19 protein-coding genes are annotated in these 18,492 nt (G+C 67.5%); 3 read left to right on the top strand and 16 right to left on the bottom strand.

Annotation, left to right across the window (positions count from 1 at the left end):
• Together ACE3SL_RS02485 and ACE3SL_RS02490 are read left to right on the top strand one after the other, a co-directional pair.
• Positions 1-705, top strand: a 705-nt coding sequence (locus ACE3SL_RS02485) for a DUF1501 domain-containing protein (RefSeq protein ID WP_374524181.1), incomplete at its 5' end; no start/stop codon positions are given.
• 155 nt (positions 706-860) lie between these two features.
• Positions 861-1,787 (top strand): class II glutamine amidotransferase, encoded by a 927-nt coding sequence (locus ACE3SL_RS02490; RefSeq protein WP_374524182.1) that lies wholly within the window; start codon positions 861-863, stop codon positions 1,785-1,787.
• Between the two features lie 7 nt (positions 1,788-1,794).
• Here the strand turns inward: ACE3SL_RS02490 and ACE3SL_RS02495 are convergent, their stop codons facing one another.
• From ACE3SL_RS02495 to ACE3SL_RS02535, 9 genes are all read right to left on the bottom strand, one after another.
• Positions 1,795-2,658, bottom strand: a complete 864-nt coding sequence (locus ACE3SL_RS02495; RefSeq protein WP_374524183.1) for a class I SAM-dependent methyltransferase — start codon at positions 2,656-2,658, stop codon at positions 1,795-1,797.
• Positions 2,659-2,681: 23 nt separating this feature from the next.
• Positions 2,682-3,674, bottom strand: a complete 993-nt coding sequence (locus ACE3SL_RS02500; protein WP_374524184.1) for a cyclic nucleotide-binding domain-containing protein — start codon at positions 3,672-3,674, stop codon at positions 2,682-2,684.
• Entirely contained in the window at positions 3,671-4,441 is a 771-nt protein-coding gene (gene xth, locus ACE3SL_RS02505) for an exodeoxyribonuclease III (protein ID WP_374524223.1), read from the bottom strand. The genes ACE3SL_RS02500 and xth overlap by 4 nt, the downstream gene beginning before the upstream one ends.
• A 121-nt stretch (positions 4,442-4,562) precedes the next feature.
• The gene (gene erpA / locus ACE3SL_RS02510) at positions 4,563-4,904 is read right to left on the bottom strand and encodes an iron-sulfur cluster insertion protein ErpA (RefSeq protein ID WP_374524185.1); all 342 of its coding nucleotides are present in this window, start codon (positions 4,902-4,904) and stop codon (positions 4,563-4,565) included.
• Positions 4,905-4,994: 90 nt separating this feature from the next.
• Entirely contained in the window at positions 4,995-5,699 is a 705-nt protein-coding gene (locus ACE3SL_RS02515; RefSeq protein WP_374524186.1) for a M23 family metallopeptidase, read from the bottom strand.
• Positions 5,700-5,812: 113 nt separating this feature from the next.
• Positions 5,813-6,604 carry a ferritin-like domain-containing protein gene (locus tag ACE3SL_RS02520; RefSeq protein ID WP_374524187.1) on the bottom strand — a complete coding sequence of 264 codons (792 nt, stop codon included), beginning with the start codon at positions 6,602-6,604 and terminating at the stop codon, positions 5,813-5,815.
• A complete protein-coding gene (locus ACE3SL_RS02525; RefSeq protein ID WP_374524188.1) occupies positions 6,605-7,069 on the bottom strand; it encodes a peroxiredoxin in 465 nt (154 codons plus the stop codon).
• The gene (locus tag ACE3SL_RS02530; RefSeq protein ID WP_374524189.1) at positions 7,066-9,774 is read right to left on the bottom strand and encodes a bifunctional [glutamine synthetase] adenylyltransferase/[glutamine synthetase]-adenylyl-L-tyrosine phosphorylase; all 2,709 of its coding nucleotides are present in this window, start codon (positions 9,772-9,774) and stop codon (positions 7,066-7,068) included. The genes ACE3SL_RS02525 and ACE3SL_RS02530 overlap by 4 nt, the downstream gene beginning before the upstream one ends.
• 140 nt (positions 9,775-9,914) lie before the next feature.
• Entirely contained in the window at positions 9,915-10,709 is a 795-nt protein-coding gene (locus ACE3SL_RS02535) for a response regulator (RefSeq protein WP_374524190.1), read from the bottom strand.
• Between the two features lie 194 nt (positions 10,710-10,903).
• On the opposite strand from ACE3SL_RS02535, the gene ACE3SL_RS02540 reads away from it, so the two are divergent.
• A complete protein-coding gene (locus tag ACE3SL_RS02540; RefSeq protein ID WP_374524191.1) occupies positions 10,904-11,074 on the top strand; it encodes a NepR family anti-sigma factor in 171 nt (56 codons plus the stop codon).
• Here the strand turns inward: ACE3SL_RS02540 and tgt are convergent, their stop codons facing one another.
• From tgt to ACE3SL_RS02575, 7 genes are all read right to left on the bottom strand, one after another.
• Entirely contained in the window at positions 11,075-12,199 is a 1,125-nt protein-coding gene (gene tgt, locus ACE3SL_RS02545) for a tRNA guanosine(34) transglycosylase Tgt (RefSeq protein WP_374524192.1), read from the bottom strand. It abuts the gene before it with no gap.
• Positions 12,200-12,267: 68 nt separating this feature from the next.
• A complete protein-coding gene (locus tag ACE3SL_RS02550; protein WP_374524193.1) occupies positions 12,268-12,756 on the bottom strand; it encodes a hemerythrin domain-containing protein in 489 nt (162 codons plus the stop codon).
• A gap of 61 nt (positions 12,757-12,817) precedes the next feature.
• A complete protein-coding gene (locus ACE3SL_RS02555) occupies positions 12,818-15,016 on the bottom strand; it encodes an EAL domain-containing protein (protein ID WP_374524194.1) in 2,199 nt (732 codons plus the stop codon).
• 101 nt (positions 15,017-15,117) lie between these two features.
• Entirely contained in the window at positions 15,118-16,143 is a 1,026-nt protein-coding gene (queA, locus tag ACE3SL_RS02560; protein WP_374524195.1) for a tRNA preQ1(34) S-adenosylmethionine ribosyltransferase-isomerase QueA, read from the bottom strand.
• A 24-nt stretch (positions 16,144-16,167) separates the two neighbouring features.
• Complete coding sequence (locus ACE3SL_RS02565; protein WP_374524196.1) at positions 16,168-16,962, bottom strand: peptidylprolyl isomerase; 795 nt, start codon at positions 16,960-16,962, stop codon at positions 16,168-16,170.
• Positions 16,963-17,059: 97 nt separating this feature from the next.
• Positions 17,060-17,566 (bottom strand): pantetheine-phosphate adenylyltransferase, encoded by a 507-nt coding sequence (coaD, locus tag ACE3SL_RS02570; RefSeq protein WP_374524197.1) that lies wholly within the window; start codon positions 17,564-17,566, stop codon positions 17,060-17,062.
• Positions 17,566-18,486, bottom strand: a complete 921-nt coding sequence (locus ACE3SL_RS02575; RefSeq protein WP_374524198.1) for a polyprenyl synthetase family protein — start codon at positions 18,484-18,486, stop codon at positions 17,566-17,568. Before ACE3SL_RS02575 ends, coaD begins: the two co-directional genes overlap by 1 nt.
• Positions 18,487-18,492 lie beyond the last annotated feature (6 nt).

The raw sequence follows: 18,492 nt of genomic DNA on the forward strand, positions 1-18,492 counted from the left end.
CTGCTCCCCGCCGCCGAGCGCGAGGCGCTGGCGATCGCGCCCGCGGGGCCGCTCGCGCTGCGCGGCAGCGTGCCGGTCGCGACCTATGCGCCGAGCCGCCTGCCGCAGGCCGACGCCGACCTGATCGCGCGGCTGACCGCGCTCTATGCCGACGACGCGCTGCTCCGCCCGCTGTGGGACAGCGCGGTCAAGACGCAGGAGCTGGCGAGCGACATCGGCGGCAATAATGGCCGCAACGGCGCCGAGCTCGGCAAGCTCGCCGCCTCGCTGATGCTGCCCCCAGACGGCGCGCGGGTGATGATGGTCGAAACCGGCGGCTGGGACACCCACAGCGGCCAGCGCGGGCGGCTCACCGCGCAGCTTCGCGGGCTCGACCAACTTGTGGGCGCGCTGCAGGCGGGGCTCGGTCCGGCGTGGGGCGACACGCTCGTCGTCGTCGCGACCGAATTCGGCCGCACGGTCGAGGTCAACGGCACCGGCGGCACCGACCATGGCACCGCCTCGACCGCGATGTTCTTCGGCGGCGGGCTGGCGCAGGGCGGCAAGGTGTCGGCCGACTGGCCGGGGCTCGCCGCCGCGGCGCGCTACGAAGGACGCGACCTCAAGCCGACGCGCAGCCTCGAAAGCGTGATCGCCGGCGCGGTCGCGCATCATTATGCGCTCGATCCGGGGCGGGTGACGAAGACGCTCTATCCCGATGTCTGACATGGACGTGCCCCTGCGAAGGCAGGGGCCCATCTCCGTTTGGCGCGAACTCGAACCGGCGGGAGATGGGTCCCCGCCTTCGCGGGGACACGTGGGGTTTTATCCGTCACCGAAGTGTGTAGGCTGACCCTGAAACCAGCGGGTGGGGACGGATCATGTGCCGCGCGATGATGTATCTGGGCGAGCCGGTGCAGCTCGACGACCTGCTGTTCAAGCCCGATAGCAGCCTCGTCAATCAGGCCTATATGCCGCGGATGCTGCACATGCTGAACCTCGCGGGATTCGGGATGATGGCGTGGGATTCGTCGAGCTTTCTCCCCGCGGAACCGCACTGCTATCGCTCGCCCTCGCTGCCGATCTTCGACGGCAATTTGAAATCGCTGGCGGTCAAGACGCGCGCCGAATGCGTGATCGCGCACGTCCGCGGCGTCGCCTACTCGACCAGCGTCAAGGTCAGCGAGCAGAACACCCACCCCTTTCACTTTCCCGGCGCCGCGGTCGCGATGGCGCATAACGGCGACATCTATCGCATCGGCGAGATGAAAGGGACGCTGATGGCCGATATCGGTCCCGGCCTGCTTGCGCAGATTTCGGGATCGACCGACAGCGAGTGGGTCTATGCGCTGCTGCTGTCGCAGCTTCGCGACTGGCGCGTCGAGCCGGATCGCGACGAATTGATCGCGGCGGTGCTGCGAACCGTCGATCTGATCGAGGCGGCGCGGCGGCATCACGGCATCGCGATCTCGTCGAGCTGCAACCTGTTCATCACGACCGGGCGGCAGATATTGGGGCTGCGCCATTGTTTCGACTTCGGCCATTACCGCACCGGGTCGCCCGATCAGCTTCACGAGGCGAACATGAATTTCCTGTCGATGTGGTTCACCACCGGGCGCGACTATGGCCTGCACGACGGCGAGTGGCAGATGGTCGGCGGCGAGGAGGAACCGCGCGCGGTGATCGTCGCGTCGGAGCCCTTGTCGTCGAACAGCGCGACGTGGATGCCGGTCCCCGAATATGCGATGGTCCATGCCGAGATGGTCGGGAACCGCCCCGAATTCCGGGTGGTGCCGCTGGCGCGCTAGGCTCCGGCTAACCTGCCGGATTGCGCGCGGTGACGATCCAGGCGGCGCCGTCGATCATCACCGATCGCTCGCCCGGCTTCGCCGCGAACGCGCGCCGCACGGCCGCAGCCGCCTGCGCGCGAATTTCGTCCGGCTGTTCGGCGAGCAGGCGCGCCAGCGGACCGACCTGAAAGGCCATTTCGACGGCATTATCGATCGCCGCCTCGCGCGTCTCGCCATGGCCGAAGGGAACGGGATGGTCGAAGGGGGTGACGGAGATGCCGGCGAAGCCTGCATCGGTCAGGATGCGCGCGACGCGTTCGCCGTCGCCGAACGAAAAGGGACCGGGCGCCTCGGGATCGGGCGGCGGCGGCAAGGGAATCAGATCGCGGACCGCCGTCATCGGCAGGCGCACCCAGTCATTCTCCGCCGCGCTCCGCCAGCAGACGAACGCGAGACGGCCTCCGGCCTTCAGGCTCCGCCGCATATGCGCGAAGGCCGCGGCGGGTTCGTCGAAGAACATCACCCCGAAGCGCGAGAAGAGGAGATCGAGCGCGCGCTCGGGAAGCGCGGCGGTGCCGGCATCGGCGAGCTCGAAGGCGAGCGGCGCCCCGGCCGGAGCCGCCTCGCGCGCGCGGTCGATCAGCGGGGCGGAAATATCGACGCCGAGCACGTGACCGCGCGGCCCGGCGCGCGCGGCGAGCGCCCGGCTGGTCGCGCCCGCGCCGCAGCCGACATCGAGTATCTGCTCGCCCTCGCCGGGTGCCGCGGCCGCGATCGCCGCGTCGCCGAACGCAGCGAGCATCGCATCGAGCCGCACTTGGTTGGCGACCCATTGCTCGCCGCTGCGGCCGTTCCAGTCGGCGACCTGATATGTGCTGCTTTCCGTCATCGGTTCCTCTTGCTGGCTGTTCGTCAGGCCGCGACCGCGTGCCCGCGGCGCATCGCGAGGATACGCGCCTCGACCTGATCGAGCGCGTCGAGTGCGGTGACGAGATCGGCGTTGACCGACGCGCCGAGCTCGCGGCTGAGCGCGTCGCCGGTATCGAGCATCTCGGCAAAAGTCGCGCGATCGAAGGCGAGCAGCGTCGCCTGTTCGCTCGTTCGCAGCAGCCGGTCGTGCGTGCTCCCCGCGAGCATCGCCGCGATACCGACGAGCTGGCCGGGGCCGGTGACGGTGAGCTGGTAGATGCCGTCCCCGTGCGGCAGCGCGCTGCGCACCGCGCCGCGCACGACGAGCCAGATCTTGTCCGACGCGCCGCCCACATGTGCGAGATCGGTGTCGGCCGGGGCTTCGACCCGTTCGCCGGCGTCCCAGAAGGCGAGCCGCTGCGCCGGGGTCATCGCCGCGCAGCAAGGCAGCCTGGCGAGGAAAGGCTCGGGCGTGAAGCTGTCCTCGATGACCGGTGCCAACGCGCGCTGCGGACGCGGGGTAAAAGCGTCGGGGCCATCGGCGATCAGCGCCGCGATATCCGCCGCCTTGGCAACGACCCGTCCGGCGATCAGCCGCCCGAGTTCGGCCTGCAATTGCAGCGAGGCGGGGCGGAGCCGCGCCAGCGCGGCGCGGAACTGGTCGGCGGGAAGATACCAGGTCGCGACCGGTCCGCGCGCGATCCCCATCGCCGAGCGGCGAAGGTCGCGGCCGATCAGCGCCATGTCGCCGATCACCTCGCCCGGCCCGACCTCGGCGAGCCTGGCAAGCCCGCCGCCGGGCAGCCGCTTGCCGATATCGACACGGCCCCGATCGATCAGGAACAGCCCGTCGGCGCGTTCGTTCTGGACGAGGATCGCGGCGCCGTCGGCGAAATGGCGCGGAAGGAAGGCGTCGGCGAGCTCGGCGCGCTCGGCCTCGCCCAGTCCCGCGAAGAGCGGCGCGTCCGCCAGCCGGCTGGCGGACAAGAGGCTCATGCAAAGACCGCCCAGGTCGGCGCGTGGTCGCTCGCCTTTTCGCGCCCGCGATAATCCTTGTCCACCTGTGCGTCGACGAGCCGATCGGCCATCGCCGGGCTGAGCAGCAGATGGTCGATGCGGAAACCATGGTCGCGCTGCCAGCCGCCCGCCTGATAGTCCCAGAAGGTCCACACCCCGCCCGCCGGATGGCGGCTGCGGATCGCGTCGGTCCAGCCGTCGCCGAGGATACGGAACCAGGCGTCGCGCGAATCGGGCTGCATCAGCGCGTCGTTCGCCATCGCGCGCGGGTCCCACACATCGTCGTCGTGCGGGATGACGTTATAGTCGCCGGTCAGAATCGCGGGGACCTCGGCGGCAAGCAACGCCTTCGCGCGTTCGCGCAGCCGCGCCATCCAGCGCAGCTTGTAGTCGAATTTGGGGCCCGGCTGCGGATTGCCGTTGGGAAGGTATATGCAGCCGACGCGCACGCCGAATATATCGGCCTCCAGATAGCGCGACTGCTCGTCCTCGGCCTCGCCGGCGAGGCCGCGCTGGATTTCGACGGGTTCGGCGCCCTTGGCGAGGATCGCAACGCCGTTGAAGCCCTTTTGCCCATGATAGAGAAAGCCGTAACCCGCTGCCTCGATCTCCTTCGTCGGCATCGTCTCGTCGCTCGATTTCAGCTCCTGCAGGCAGGCGACGTCGGGCCGGGTTTCCTCGAGCCATTCGATAAGGCGCGGCAGGCGCGCCTTGATTCCGTTGATGTTGAAGGTCGCGACTTTCAGGGGCACCGGCTCACATCACTTTCCGTTTGCCCTGAGCTTGTCGAAGGGCCGTTCTTTCCTTCCAGCGTAAAAGAAGGACGGTGCTTCGACAAGCTCAGCACGAACGGAAGCGAGGTAGCTCTTAGATCGAGAAGCTCGACCCGCAGCCGCAGCCCGAGGCCGCGTTCGGATTTTCGACCTTGAACGACGATCCGCCGAGCGAATCGACGAAATCGACGACGCAGCCGCGCACGAGGTCGATGCTTACGGAATCGACGACCAGCTTCACCCCGTTGGTTTCGGTCACGATGTCGTCGGCGTCGATGCTCTCGGCGAGGCCGAAGCGATAGGTGAAGCCCGAACAGCCGCCGCCATCGACCGCGAGGCGGAGCGCCGCCTCGGCCTCGCCCTTGCGATCCGCGATCCAGCGGACGCGCGCCGCGGCGGCGGGGGACAGGCTAATGTCGGAAATCTGCGTGGCCATGGCGGCAAGATAGGGGGCGCGGCCCCAAATGAAAAGGGCGCCCCGGCCGTTTACCGTGGGGCGCCCCTCCTCTCCGACCCAGAGAAGCTGTTATTCGGGACCGCCCATCGCGAGCTTGTCGCCCGTCAGTGCCGCGATCGTCATCGAGTCCGAACGGACGAAGGGCATCGGATTGACCGGCGCGCCTTCGATGCGAACTTCATAATGGAGGTGGTTGCCGGTCGAACGGCCGGTCGAGCCGACATAGCCGATCACATCGCCCTTCCGCACCTGCTGGCCGGGGCGGACGATGTACGACGACATATGACCGTAGCGCGTCTCGATCTCGTTGCCATGTTCGATCTCGACATAATTGCCGTAGCCGCCGAGGCGCTGGGCGCGGCCGACAATGCCGTCGGCGGTGGCGTAAATGGGGGTGCCGTAGGGCGCCGGGATATCGACGCCATTGTGGCGCGCGAGCTTCCCGGTGATCGGATGGACGCGCATGCCATAGGTCGATGAAAGCGACATCTGCTCGATTGGGCGGCGCGAGGGCACCGAAACGCCGATGTTCGCAGCCAGGCCGGTGTCGAGGCGCTTCCACGCCTGGAAGATCGCGCGCGCTTCCTGATTTTCGGTCGGCGCGGTCACCCCGGCCGGGAAATTATCTTCCTCGGGCTCGTCGGGAACCGTGATGCTGGCGTCGCTGCTGCCCGCATTGGCGGCATGGGCCGCCGGAACGGTCGCGACGGTCAGCGCACCGGCGCAGACAACAAGACCAAGATGAAACTTTTGCGCCAGAGAAGCGTATCGCACGTATCGACCCCGCAGTCCTTGTCGCCAGTGCCCTTTTTTAAGGGCCGCTGGTGCCGGATGTTCGCTCGGTTGGGATTATTCCCTGCCCGCGAGCGTTGATGACGGGGCAAAGCTTACCAAGCAATAACCGCGTAATAGTCTTGCGTTAAACCGGCTTTGTCGCGCGCCGAGTCGTTGAACGGCGGCTTAACGGAGCCCCGGAATCGCGATTTTACGAGGGTCTGCCACGTTTCGACGGCGTTGAATCCCATTTCGTCGCACTTCTGGTTAAACCAGACTGTGCCGGCGGTCACATGGCGGATTTCATCGTTGAAAATACGCGATAAAATCTTCGCCGACGCCTCGTCGCCAACGGCGCGGAAGCGGGTGATCGTCGCCGGAGTGACATCGAGCCCGCGCGCTTCGAGCACCATCGGCACGATCGCCAGCCGCGCCAACGCGTCGTCGCTGGTCGCCTCGGCGGCTTCCCACAAACCCGCATGCGCGGGCAATTCGCCGTAGAAGCTGCCAAGCTGGCGCAATCGCCGGTCGAGCAAAGCGAAATGCATCGCCTCGTCGGCCGCGACGGAAATCCAGTCGTCGACGAAGCCGCGCGGGAATTCGCCGCCGAAGCGGCCGACGAGATCGACCGCGAGATCGATCGCGACGAATTCGATGTGCGCGAGCGCGTGGAGCATCGCGATCCGCCCGCGCTCCGACCCGCCCCTCCGGCGGCGCGGCATCTGATTGGGGGCGAGCAGTTCGGGTTTGGCGGGCCAGGCGGGCCGATCGGGCATCGTCCCATCGCAGCGATGCGCGAGCGCGCCGCGCCGCCACGCCCGCGCGAGCGCACGCGCCGCACGGCGCTTGTCGTGCGGGTCCGGCGTCAGCAGGACCGCACGCGCGGCTTCGCCCAGCGATAGCATTTACAGCGCCTTCGCGGCCTCCAGCACGGCCTCGGCATGGCCCTTCACACGCACCTTGCGCCATTCCTTCGCAAGCTTGCCGTCGGCGCCGAACAGGAAGGTCGAGCGCTCGATCCCCATATAGGTGCGGCCGTAATTCTGCTTTTCGACCCAGGTGCCGAACGCCTCGCACACCGCTCCGTCCTCGTCCGAGGCAAGGCGGACGGTCAGCCCATATTTGTCGCGGAACTTGCAGAGCTTCGCGGGCGCGTCGCGCGACACGGCGAGCACCTGCGCATTCAGATGCGCGAAGTCGGGCGCGAGGCGGGTGAAATCCTGCGCCTCGACCGTGCAGCCCGGCGTATCGGCCTTGGGGTAGAAATAGACGACGAGCGGCACGCCCTTCATCGCCGCGAGGTCGATCGCGGCGCCGTCGGCGTCGAGCAGCTTTACCGCGGGAATGGCGTCGCCGATGGCGAGGGTCATGAACCTGTCTCCTGCTGCGGCGGGCGAATCGAGGCCCACCAGTTCGCGATCTCCTGCCGCGCCGCTTCGTGCGCGGCAAGCAGTTGCGGCCAGCCGGGCTCGCCGCACGCCGCCGCGACCAGTTGACGCGCGGCCGCGGTCGCGGGTTCCCCGTCGGGCGCGGTCAGCCGCAGCATCACGAGCATCCGCCCGAGCAGGCCGTGCGCGTCGCAGACCTCCGCCGGCGCCAGCCCGTCGATGCGCAGGCAGGCGAGCGCCGAGCCGATATTGGGATCGTGGCAGCGGCCGGTCGCGAGCTGCGTCACCTGCATCGCGAACTCGAGATCGACGAGGCCGCCGGGGCCGCCCTTGATGTCGAGCGGGCCTTTCGCGGGTTTGTGCGCGGCGATCTTGTCGCGCATCTCGGCGGCGTCCTTCGCTACGGCATCGCGATCGCGCGGGCTCGCGAGCAGCTCGTCGATGATCCGGTGGAGCTCCGCCTTCGCGCCGTCCGAGCCATAGACCGGCCGCGCGCGGAGCAGCGCCATATGCTCCCACGTCCAGGCTTCCTCGCGCTGGTAGCGCTCGAAGCTGTCGAGGGTGACGACGAGCGGGCCCTGCGCGCCCTGCGGGCGCAGCCGCGTATCGACGTCGTAGAGCTTGCCCGCCGCGGTCGGCACCGACATCGCCGCGGTCACGCGCTGCGCGAGGCGGTTGTAATAGGTCGTCGCGCCGAGCGGGCGCGGCCCGTCCGATTCGGCGAGATGATCGCCGGTGAAGAGATAGATGAGGTCGAGGTCCGAGGCGTGGGTCAGCGCCCGCCCCCCGAGCCGCCCGAGCGCGAGCACGACGAGTTCGCTATCGGCGATGCGCCCGTGCGTCGCCACGAACTCGGCGACCGTCGCGTCGGCGAGCACCTGCAATGCCGCCTCGGCCAGTTCGGAATAGCCGCAGGCGACCGTCATCGGATCGGTCGCGCCGGCGATGAGCTGCACGCCATAGGCGAAGCGCCACTCGCCGACGCGGTCGCGGACGCGGTCGAGCAGGCGTTCGTAATCGAGCCCCGACAATCCCGGCGCCCATTCGGAAAGCAGCTCGTTTTTGGTCGCCGGCGCCTCGAACGCGCGCTTGTCGATCAGCCCCTCGATCAGCTCGACCCGCGTGCCGAGCGCGTCGGCCAGCGTCGGGGCGAGCGACAGGATGCGCGTCGCGATCTTCGCGAGCTCGGGCTGCGCCGCGAGCAGATGAAAGAAATTGATCGCGCTCGGCAGCCCGCCGACGAGCTTGTCGAAGCGCACCAACGTCGCCTGCGGATCGGGCGCGGCGCCGATCGCTTTCATCAGTTCAGGCAGTACGGTTTCGAGCGCGTCGAGCGCCGCGGGGCTGCGTAGCGCGCGCAATTTCCCGCCGCGCCACTCGGCGATCGTGCGGATCGCCGCATCGGGCGGCTCGAACCCCATCCCCATCAGCGCGCCGGAAAGTTCACCCTCTTCGCGCGGCAAGCCGGCCGTCGTCGCACGTTCGACGACAAGCCGATCGTAGCAGGCAGCGACTTCAAGCGTGACCGGCTCCAGCGCGGCGAGGAGCGCCGCGCCGTCGGTCTCGCCATCGAGCCGCGCGACCGCGTCGAGCGCGGCGGGCTGCACCGGCAGGCTGTGCGTCTGCTGATCCTCGATCATCTGCAGCCGATGCTCGATCCGGCGTAGCGTCGCGTAGTGACCGGTCAGCCGCCCGGCGACCGCCCCGTCGATCCGCCCCGCCCGCGCCAGCGCGGCGAGCGCATCGACCGTCGCCGGCGCGCGCAGCGACGGATCGCGGCCGCCGTAGATGAGCTGATGCACCTGCGCGAAAAATTCGATCTCGCGGATGCCGCCGCGCCCGCGCTTCAGGTCATAGCCCGGACCGAAGGCCTGGCCCTGCGAGAAATGATCGCGGATGCGGTCGCTCATCGCGCCGATTTCCTTGAGCTGCCGGAAATCGAGGCTGCGGCGCCAGATGAAGGGCTGGATCGCGGCGAGAAAGCTCTCCCCGAGCGCGCGGTCGCCCGCCGAGGCGCGCGAGCGGATGAACGCCGCCTGCTCCCACGCCAGCGCCTCGGATTCGTAATAGGAGATCGCCGCGCTTTCGGGGAGGACGATCGGCGTGACCTCGGGATGCGGGCGGAGGCGGAGATCGACGCGCAGGACATGACCGTCGGCGGTGCGCGCCGAGAGAATCTCGACCATCCGCCGCGCGATCCGCACCGCCGCCTCGTCGGGGTCGTCACGCGACCGGCGCGGCAGCGTTTCGGGATCGAAGATCAGGATCGGGTCGATGTCCGAAGAATAGTTGAGTTCGTGGCTGCCGAGCTTGCCGAGCGCGATGACCGAAAGCCCGCGCGGTTCCTCGCCGGGCACACGCTCGGCGAAGGCGGCGGCGAGCGCCGCGTCGCACGCCTGATCGGCGAAGGCGGCGAGCAGCCGCGTCGTCGTCGCCACATCATGCTCGCCCGACAGATCGCCGAGCGCGAGCAGCAGCGCCACCCGCCCACGCCATTGGCGGAGCGTGCGCATGATGTCGTCATCGACCGGCGGCGGCACGACATGCGCGAGCGCGGCGTCGGTGCCCTGAGACAGAAAGCGCGTCACATCGTCGGGATGGAGCTCGGCGAGCCGCGCGAGAAAAGGCGCGTTGGCCGTGAGCCGGTCGAGCGCGGACTGGCGCGCGGGAGCGTCGGGTGCGGTCATCGAATGGTGCTATCGCCTGCTCATCCCGGCGTATCAACCCCAACCGCGTCATTGCGAGCGAAGCGAAGCAATCCAGGGCGGTTTATGCCTGCTCTGGATTGCTTCGCTTCGCTCGCAATGACGGCTTTCTTGAATGCCGATCAGGCCGGCACCGTGCTCTCGTCGAAAAACAGCACCTGCGAGATCGCCGCGCGCAAGGTCGCGGGCTGATAGGGCTTGGTCAGCAGGAAGGCCGGCTCGGGCCGGTCGCCGGTGAGCAGCCGCTCGGGAAAGGCGGTGATGAAGATGACCGGCACGCTCATGCTGCCCAATATCTCCTGCACCGCCTCGATCCCCGAACTATTGTCGGCAAGCTGGATGTCGGCGAGAACGAGCCCCGGCTGGTGCGTCTGCGCCTCGGCAACCGCTTCGGCGTGGGTGGTGGCGACCGCGACGACATCGTGGCCGAGCTCGCGGACGATCATCTCGATATCCATCGCGATGATCGGCTCATCCTCAATGATCAGGATGCGCGCGCGCGTCTGCCGGTCGATCTCGTCCATCGCCTCGCCGATCAGCGCCTCGACCGCGGCGCCATCGCGGCCGATGATCCGCCCCGTATCCCCGGCGTTGAAGCCCTCGACCGCGGTCAGCAGCAAGGCCTGACGTGCCAGCGAGGGCAAGCGGCGGAGGCGCGCGTCGGCGACCGCGGTTTCGGCAGGCACCACCTCGTCCCCGGCCGCGGCCTGCTCGGCCATCAGCCCAAAATTGTCGTGCACCATGCGATAGAGCTGGATGCGAAGATCGGCGCCGGTATCGACCGCGTCCGGATGCGCGACGAGCGTTTCCAGCAGGCGCGCGACAAGCGCGTCGCCGCTTTGCTGGCTTCCCGAAATCGCGCGGCCATAACGCCGAAGATAGGGAAGATGCGGCGCGATCGCCTGACCCAATGACATAAAGACCCTCCTGATGCCGTGGAAACGGCGGATTTTGGTTCCCGACGGGGATAATTCGGCCGCCGACGGCATAATTTCACCCCTTGGGAACGAATGTGCCGTAAAATAGTTTCCCAGAGAAGCAACAAAGGCGCATTGCGCTTTGGTTTCCGCGCGGTTAGCAAAAGGCCCCATGTCGACCATTTGGCAAGATAATGTCGTCTAAATCCGGTACGTCGCCTCGCAAGCCGGCCGGAAAGGACGCCGAGAAAAAGCTCCCCGGGAAGGCGCAGGAGATCAATATGGCCCTGCGTCGCGCCTATGATTCGGCCGTTGACGAGACGATTCCGCCGGCGATGCTCGACCTGCTCAGCAAACTCGACTGATCATCTTTTATAGCGCGCGGCGAAATCCGACCGGAACGCCGCGAAGCTGCCCGCCGCGATCGCGTCGCGCATCGCCTGCATCAGCGCCTGATAAAAATGAAGATTATGCTGCGTCATCAGCATCGCGCCGAGCATCTCGCCGGCGCGGACGAGATGGTGGAGATAGGCGCGCGACCAGGTCGTGCAGACCGGGCAGTCGCACGATGCATCGAGCGGCCCCAGATCCTCGGCATGCTTCGCGTTGCGGATATTGACCGGGCCATCCCGGGTAAAGGCCTGGCCGTTGCGGCCCGAGCGCGTGGGCAGCACGCAATCGAACATGTCGACTCCGCGCGCGACCGCACCGACGAGGTCGTCGGGTTTGCCGACCCCCATCAGGTAACGCGGCTTGTCGGCGGGAAGCTGGCCCGGTGCATAGTCGAGCACCCCGAACATCGCCTCCTGACCTTCCCCTACGGCCAATCCGCCGATCGCATAGCCGTCGAAGCCGATGTCGGTCAGCGCCGCGGCCGAACGCGCGCGTAGCGTCTCATCGAGCGAGCCCTGCTGGATGCCGAACAGCGCCGAGCGCGCCGCATGCTCCTCCCCGGCATCGAAGCCCGCGCGGCTGCGCGCCGCCCAGCGCATCGAGCGCTCCATGCTCGCCGCGGCGCGCTTTGCGTCGACCCCGGCGGGCGGGCATTCGTCGAACGCCATCACGATATCGCTGCCGAGCAGGCGCTGGATTTCCATCGAGCGTTCGGGGGTCAGCATGTGGCGCGAGCCGTCGAGGTGGCTCCTGAAAGACACCCCTTCCTCGCTCTGCTTCGTCAGCGCCGACAGGCTCATCACCTGATAGCCGCCGCTGTCGGTCAGGATCGGCCGGTCCCAGCCCATGAAGGCATGCAGGCCGCCGAGCCGCGCCATGCGCTCGGCGCCGGGACGCAGCATCAGATGATAGGTGTTGCCGAGGATGATGTCGGCACCGGCCGCGCGAACATCAGCGGGGCGCATCGCCTTCACCGTCGCGGCCGTTCCGACGGGCATGAAGGCGGGCGTGCGGATATCGCCGCGCATCATGCGGATCACGCCGGTGCGCGCCGCGCCGTCGGTCGCGGCGACCTGAAAAGCGAATCTGTCGGTCATCGCGGGCGCCTATGACGGGGACGCGGGCGAAAGTCGAGACGGGGCACCGGGCCCCGAGGATGAAAGCCTTACTCCCGCTCCTCCTCGCTCGACGGCTCTTCGGCGGCCGCCTTGGCCTTTTCCTTTGGCTTTTCCTTGTCGAAGATCGCCGCGAGCTCCTTCTGCTTCGTCTCGGACAGTCCCTTCTCGGCGGCAGGGAACATCTCGTCCTCCTCCTCGTCGATATGGTGAAGATAGCGATCCTTCATCGTGCGGAATCGGGTCAGCCAGCCGGTCGAACCGAAATCCATCTCGTAAAGCTCGGTCAGCATGTCGTCGATTTCCTTGTGCTCCGACACGCTGTGCTGCGCGTCCTCGCGCAGGCCGGGCTTGGCGAGCATCGTCGCATAGAGCGACATCTCCTCCGACGCGGCATGCGCGGTCACCTCGACGCGGAACGTCTCGAACAGTTCTTCGCGCTCGGGGCTGTCGCCTTGCGTCGCGTCGATCTGCTTCAGCAATTTGCGATGCCGGTCGTGGTCGGCCTTCAGCCGGGCGAAGATTTTGGTTTCGGCCATGCGGGCCTCCTTCGACAGTTGATCGAAGGGAAAACGTTGGAGCCCTCTGGCGGTTCCGTCGTCAGGCCGCCTGCCAGTCGCTCGTCGTGGTGAAGGCCGGCAGCGCCAGATGGGATTGGGTCTGCTGGCTCGCCGCCGCGATCAGATAGGGCGAGACGCGATGGCGCGTGCAGAGCCCGCCATTGCCGTCACTGACCAGCGACTGCTCGAACTCGATGCCCTGCTGATGCTTCATCGACCGGCGGACGGTCGCGGTCGCGAGCTGGCCTTCGCCGAAATCGATCACGAACTGGGTCCCGACCGGGACATCGAGCATCCCCTCGATGAAGGCGCCGGTCGCCGACAGGTTGCGGATCACGACATTGTAGCGGTGATTGCCGTGAATCGCGCCGACCTTGCGGAACATGTGGAAGCGATCGTTGCGCTGGCGCGCCGGACCCGACGGCTTGATCGTCCACGACCCGGCCTCGGCATGATCGAGCAGCGCCTCGCTCGACACCGGCTGGCTGTAGATATAGCCCTGCACATGGCTGACCGCGAGCTTGCGGATCAGATCGAGCTGATCGTGCGATTCGATTCCCTCGGCGGTGGTTTCCATATCCAGCGCTTCGGCCAGCGCGACGATCGCGGCGATGATCGCGGCATTGCGCGATCCCTTCTCGGTCGCGCCGCGCACGAAGCTCTGGTCGATCTTGATCTTGTCGAACGGCGCCGACTGCAAATAGCCGAGCGACGAATAGCCGGTGCCGAAATCGTCGAGCGCCAACCGGACGCCGAGTCCCTTCAGCGCCTTGAACATCCGCGCCGTCTCGTTCGAATCGGCGAGAAACACGCTTTCGGTGATCTCGAGCTCGAGTCGCTCGGGCGACAATCCGGCAGCCGCGAGCGCGTGGGTGACGATTTTCGGCAGATCCTCGTTCGCGAACTGGATCGGCGAGACATTGACCGCAACGCGCAAATCGCCCGGCCAGCGCGCGGCATCCGCGCAGGCGGTGCGGAGCACCCATTCGCCGAGCGGCCAGATCAGATTGGCCTCTTCGGCGATCGGAATGAACACCGAAGGCGAAATCACGCCGCGCTCGGGGTGCGTCCAGCGAACGAGCGCCTCGACCCCGGTCACGATATTCGATTTGGCGTTGACCACCGGCTGATAGCTTAGCTGCATCTCGCCGCGGGCGAGCGCGTCGCGCAGATCCTCTTCGAGCTTGCGGCGGTCGTCGGCGGCCTGATGCAGGTCGCTCGAATAGAAAGCGAAGCGCCCGCGGCCATTGCCTTTCGCGGCATAGAGCGCGAGGTCGGCGTTGCGGACGAGATCGTCGCTCGTCTGCCCGTCGAAGGGCGCGATCGCGACCCCGACCGACGCGCCGATGATGCAGCGGCTGCCCTCGACCGAATAGGGCTGCGACAGGCTGGCAATGATGTCGGCGGCCATGTCGCCCAGCTTGCCGCGATCCTCGACGTCGGGGAGAATGATCTGAAACTCGTCGCCGCCGAGACGGCTGACCATCTCCTTGTCGCCGACGATCTTGAGCAGCCGCTCGGCGACCTGCTTGAGCAGCGCGTCGCCCGCCGGATGGCCGAGCGTATCGTTCACCTGCTTGAAACGGTCGAGGTCGAGGAGCATGATCGCGCAGCTCCGCTGCTGCTGCGTGAAGGCCGCGAGCGTCATGTCGAGCTTCTTCGAGATATGAAAGCGGTTCGCAAGGCCGGTCAGCGAATCATAGAGCGCGAGGCGCGACGCATCCTCGGCCGAGCGGCGCTGCGCGGTGATGTCGGCGCCGCTGCCGCGATAGCCCGCGAAATTGCCGTTTGCATCGTAATGCGGGCGCCCCGAGATCGCCCACCAGCGATCGTCGCCCTCGAACGCGCTGCGCAGCGGCAGTTCGTCGAACTTCGACTGTTTGGTGAAGAGAAAAGGCAGGGTGCGCTGGCGCTCGCTCTGGCTGTCGACAGGCAGGAACAGATCGGTGAAGCCGGCGCCGACGAGCTCGCCGCCGGATCGTCCCATCAGCCGCGCGACCGCGTCGGTGATATAGGTCAGCCGCCCCTTCGCGTCGGTCGCCCAAAACCAGCCGCGCTTGCTTTCCTCGAAATTGCGGAGCAGCAGCAACGCCTCGCGCGTATCGAGGTTTGCGAGCGTTGCCGCACCGTCGCGCGGCCGCGCCTTGCGCGCGCCGAGCTTGCCGAAAAACCCGCGCGCGCCATCGCTTTCCGCGCTGTCCTTGCGGTCTCCGCCCCCGATACCCGATGGCATGTCCATCAACGAACCCTTGCCCACCCCTTAAGTCAGGGGTCCGCAATGCCCGCAATGCCTTGCCATAATGTAAATTTCAGCAGCCCCGGCGGGCCGGACTGTCCCATTTAGGGAAGCAACAGGCTCGCGTCGCCATAGCTGTAGAAGCGATAATCATGTCCGATGGCATGAGCATAGGCCGCCTGCATCGTCTCCAGCCCCATCAGCGCGCTGACCAGCATGAACAAGGTCGAGCGCGGGAGGTGGAAATTGGTCATCAGTCCGTCGATCGCCCTGAAGCGATAGCCCGGGGTGATGAAGATCGCCGTGTCGCCCTCGAAGGGCGCGATACCATCATGGCCCTGTGCGGCGCTTTCGAGGAGGCGGAGGCTGGTCGTGCCGACCGCGATCACCCGGCCGCCGTTCGCGCGGACGGCGTTCAGCCGGCCGGCGGTCGCGGCGTCGATTCGGCCCCATTCGGCGTGCATGACATGATCGTCGGTGTCGTCGGCCTTCACCGGCAAAAAAGTGCCTGCGCCGACATGCAGCGTCAGCGTCTCGGTCGCGATCCCCGCCGCATCGAGCGCGGCAAGCAGTGCGGGCGTGAAGTGCAGTGCCGCGGTCGGCGCGGCGACCGCGCCGTCCTTTTCGGCGAACATCGTCTGATAATCGCTGCGATCGGCCTCGTCGGTCGCACGCTTCCCAGCGATATAGGGCGGCAGCGGCATGGTACCTGCGCGTTCGAGCAGCAGCTCAACGGGTTCATCGCCGGCGAAGGCGAGGATGAAGCTGCCGTCGGCGAGCCGTTCCTCGGCCACCGCCTCGACCCCCGCACCGAAATCGACCGTCTCGCCGACGCGCAGCCGCTTCGCGTTGCGGACGAACGCCTGCCAGCGACGCAGGTCGATCCGCTTGTGGAGCGTCGCGCCGATCTTCGCGTCGCCGCGCTTGCCCTCGAGCTGTGCCGGGATCACGCGCGTGTCGTTGAAGACGAGGCAGTCGCCCGCGCGCAATAAGGATGGCAGGTCGCGGACACCCCGGTCGCGAATTGCCTCTCCCTCGACGACGAGCATCCGCGCGGCATCGCGCGGGCGCGCGGGGCGGAGCGCGATGCGTTCGGGCGGCAGATCGAAATCGAAGGCGTCGACGCGCATAGGAGTTCGCGCGTACTTTCGCGCTTAACGTTTGATCGGGGCGTTGAGCTCGTCGACCGTGATCGCGGGCGGTGCAGCGGGCTGGTCCTCGACCAGCGCCGAGGCGGGCGGCATCGGCTTGTTGTCGGCCGCGACCGACATCTGGACGATCCGCGACATCACCGCCGGCGGCTCGCCCTTATGGATCGCGTCGATATATTGCATGCCCGAAATCACGCGGCCGAAGGCGGTGTAGCGATGATCGAGGCTGAAGCGCGGCTGGAGCATGATGAAGAACTGGCTGTTCGCGCTGTCGGGGCTTTCGGCGCGCGCCATCGACAGCGTGCCGCGCAGGTGCGGCGTATCGTTGAACTCGGCCTTGAGGTCGGGAAGCTGCGAGCCGCCCTGTCCGGTCGCGGTCGGATCGCCCGTCTGCGCCATGAAGCCGTCGATCACGCGGTGGAACTTGATCCCGTTGTAGAAGCCCGCGCGCGCGAGCTGCTTCAGCCGCTCGACATGGTTCGGCGCGACGTTGGGATAGAGCTGGACCACGACGCGCCCGCCCGTCGAAAGGTCGAGATCGAGCATATATTCGGGGTTATTGATATATTGGTCGGGCGTCATCGCCGGAACCACGGGCGCGACCGGAGCGGGCGTGGCCGTGTCGGGTGCGGGCGCCGGGGCCTCGACCGGCGGCGTGGGCTCGCTCGGCACAGGCTCGGGCGGCGGCGCCTCGCTGCCTTGCGGCGGGGGCGCCGGCGGCACCTCCTGCGCGGCGGCCGAGGCCGCAAGACCGATCGCCATCGCCGTCAGGATCAGGGGGCGGAAGGAAAGTTTCATGCTGGATCGGCCTCTTGTCGAATCTGAATATGCGCCCCGCTGGCCGCGACCTAGCGGGAAAAAGCTGAACGCTCAATGATTGGGATGGTGCGCGGGATCAGCCCTCGCCCTGGCGAAGGCCCCGTTCGTCGATCCGCGACACCACCGCGTCGCGCACCGCGGGGGTGACGAATTTACGGATGTCGCCGCCGAAGATCGCGATTTCCTTGACGAGGCGCGAGGCGATCGGCTGCAGCCCGACATCGGCCATCAGGAACACCGTCTCGATGCGGTCGTTGAGCTGCTGGTTCATCCCCGCCATCTGATATTCATATTCGAAATCGGCCACCGCACGCAGCCCGCGCACGATGAGGCTCGCGCCTTCGCGCTCGGCGAAATCCATCAACAGCGAGTTGAATCCCACGACGCGAATATCGCCGCCAATGCCCGCCACCTCGCGGCGTACCATCGCGATCCGCTCCTCGTCGTCGAACAGGGGCGATTTGGTGATGTTCGTCGTCACCCCGATCACCAGCCGGTCGACGAGCTTCGCGCCGCGGCGGATGATGTCCATATGGCCGAGCGTGATCGGATCGAACGTGCCCGGATAAACCCCCACCCGCATCAATGGTCCCTTTCCACCACATAGCGCGCGATCGCGCGGAGCAGCGCCGCCTCTTCGCCGAAACCGGCAAGATGCGCAATCGCCTGATCGACGAGCAGCCGCGCCTGTTCGCGCGCGCGATCGAGCCCCATCAGGGTGACGAAGGTCGCCTTGCCCGCCGCATCGTCCTTGTGCAGCGCCTTGCCCGCGAGCGTCTCGTCGCCCTCGACGTCCATGATGTCGTCGGCGATCTGGAAGGCGAGCCCGATGTCGCGCGCATAACCGCGCAAGGGGCGCCGGCCTTCGACCGGAATGCGCGCAAGGATCGCCCCCGCCTCGACCGAGAAGCCGATCAGCGCGCCGGTCTTGAGCTGTTGAAGCCGCGTCACCGTCGGCAGATCGAAATCGGCACTCTCGGCGACAAGATCCATCATCTGCCCGCCCGCCATGCCCGCCGGCCCTGCGGCGCGCGCAAGCTCGCAGCAGAGCTCGGCGCGCACGAAGGGGTCGCTGTGCGTCGCGGGATCGCAGAGCCATTCGAAAGCGAGCGCGTGGAGCGAATCGCCCGCGAGCACCGCGGTCGCCTCGTCATAGGCGCGGTGCACCGTCGGCTTGCCGCGCCGCATGTCGTCGTCGTCCATGCAGGGGAGGTCGTCGTGGATCAGCGAATAGACGTGCATCGCCTCGACCGCCGCGCCGACTCGCAGGCTGAGCGAGCGGTCGACGTGGAACAGGTCGCCCGCGGCGCGGACGAGCAGCGGACGCAGCCTCTTGCCCCCGGCGATCGCGGCATGGCGCATCGCTTCGTACAGCCGGGCGCGCGGATCGGCGGGGATGGCGAGCAGCCGGTCGAACAGCGCATCGATTCCCGCCGCGACCTCTTCCTGCGCGGTGCCAAGCAAGGGCGCCGCCTGGTCGCTGTCGCCGCCGACGAACGCCACCACCAC

It is taken from the genome of Sphingopyxis sp. (assembly GCF_041916015.1).
Lineage (GTDB): Bacteria > Pseudomonadota > Alphaproteobacteria > Sphingomonadales > Sphingomonadaceae > Sphingopyxis.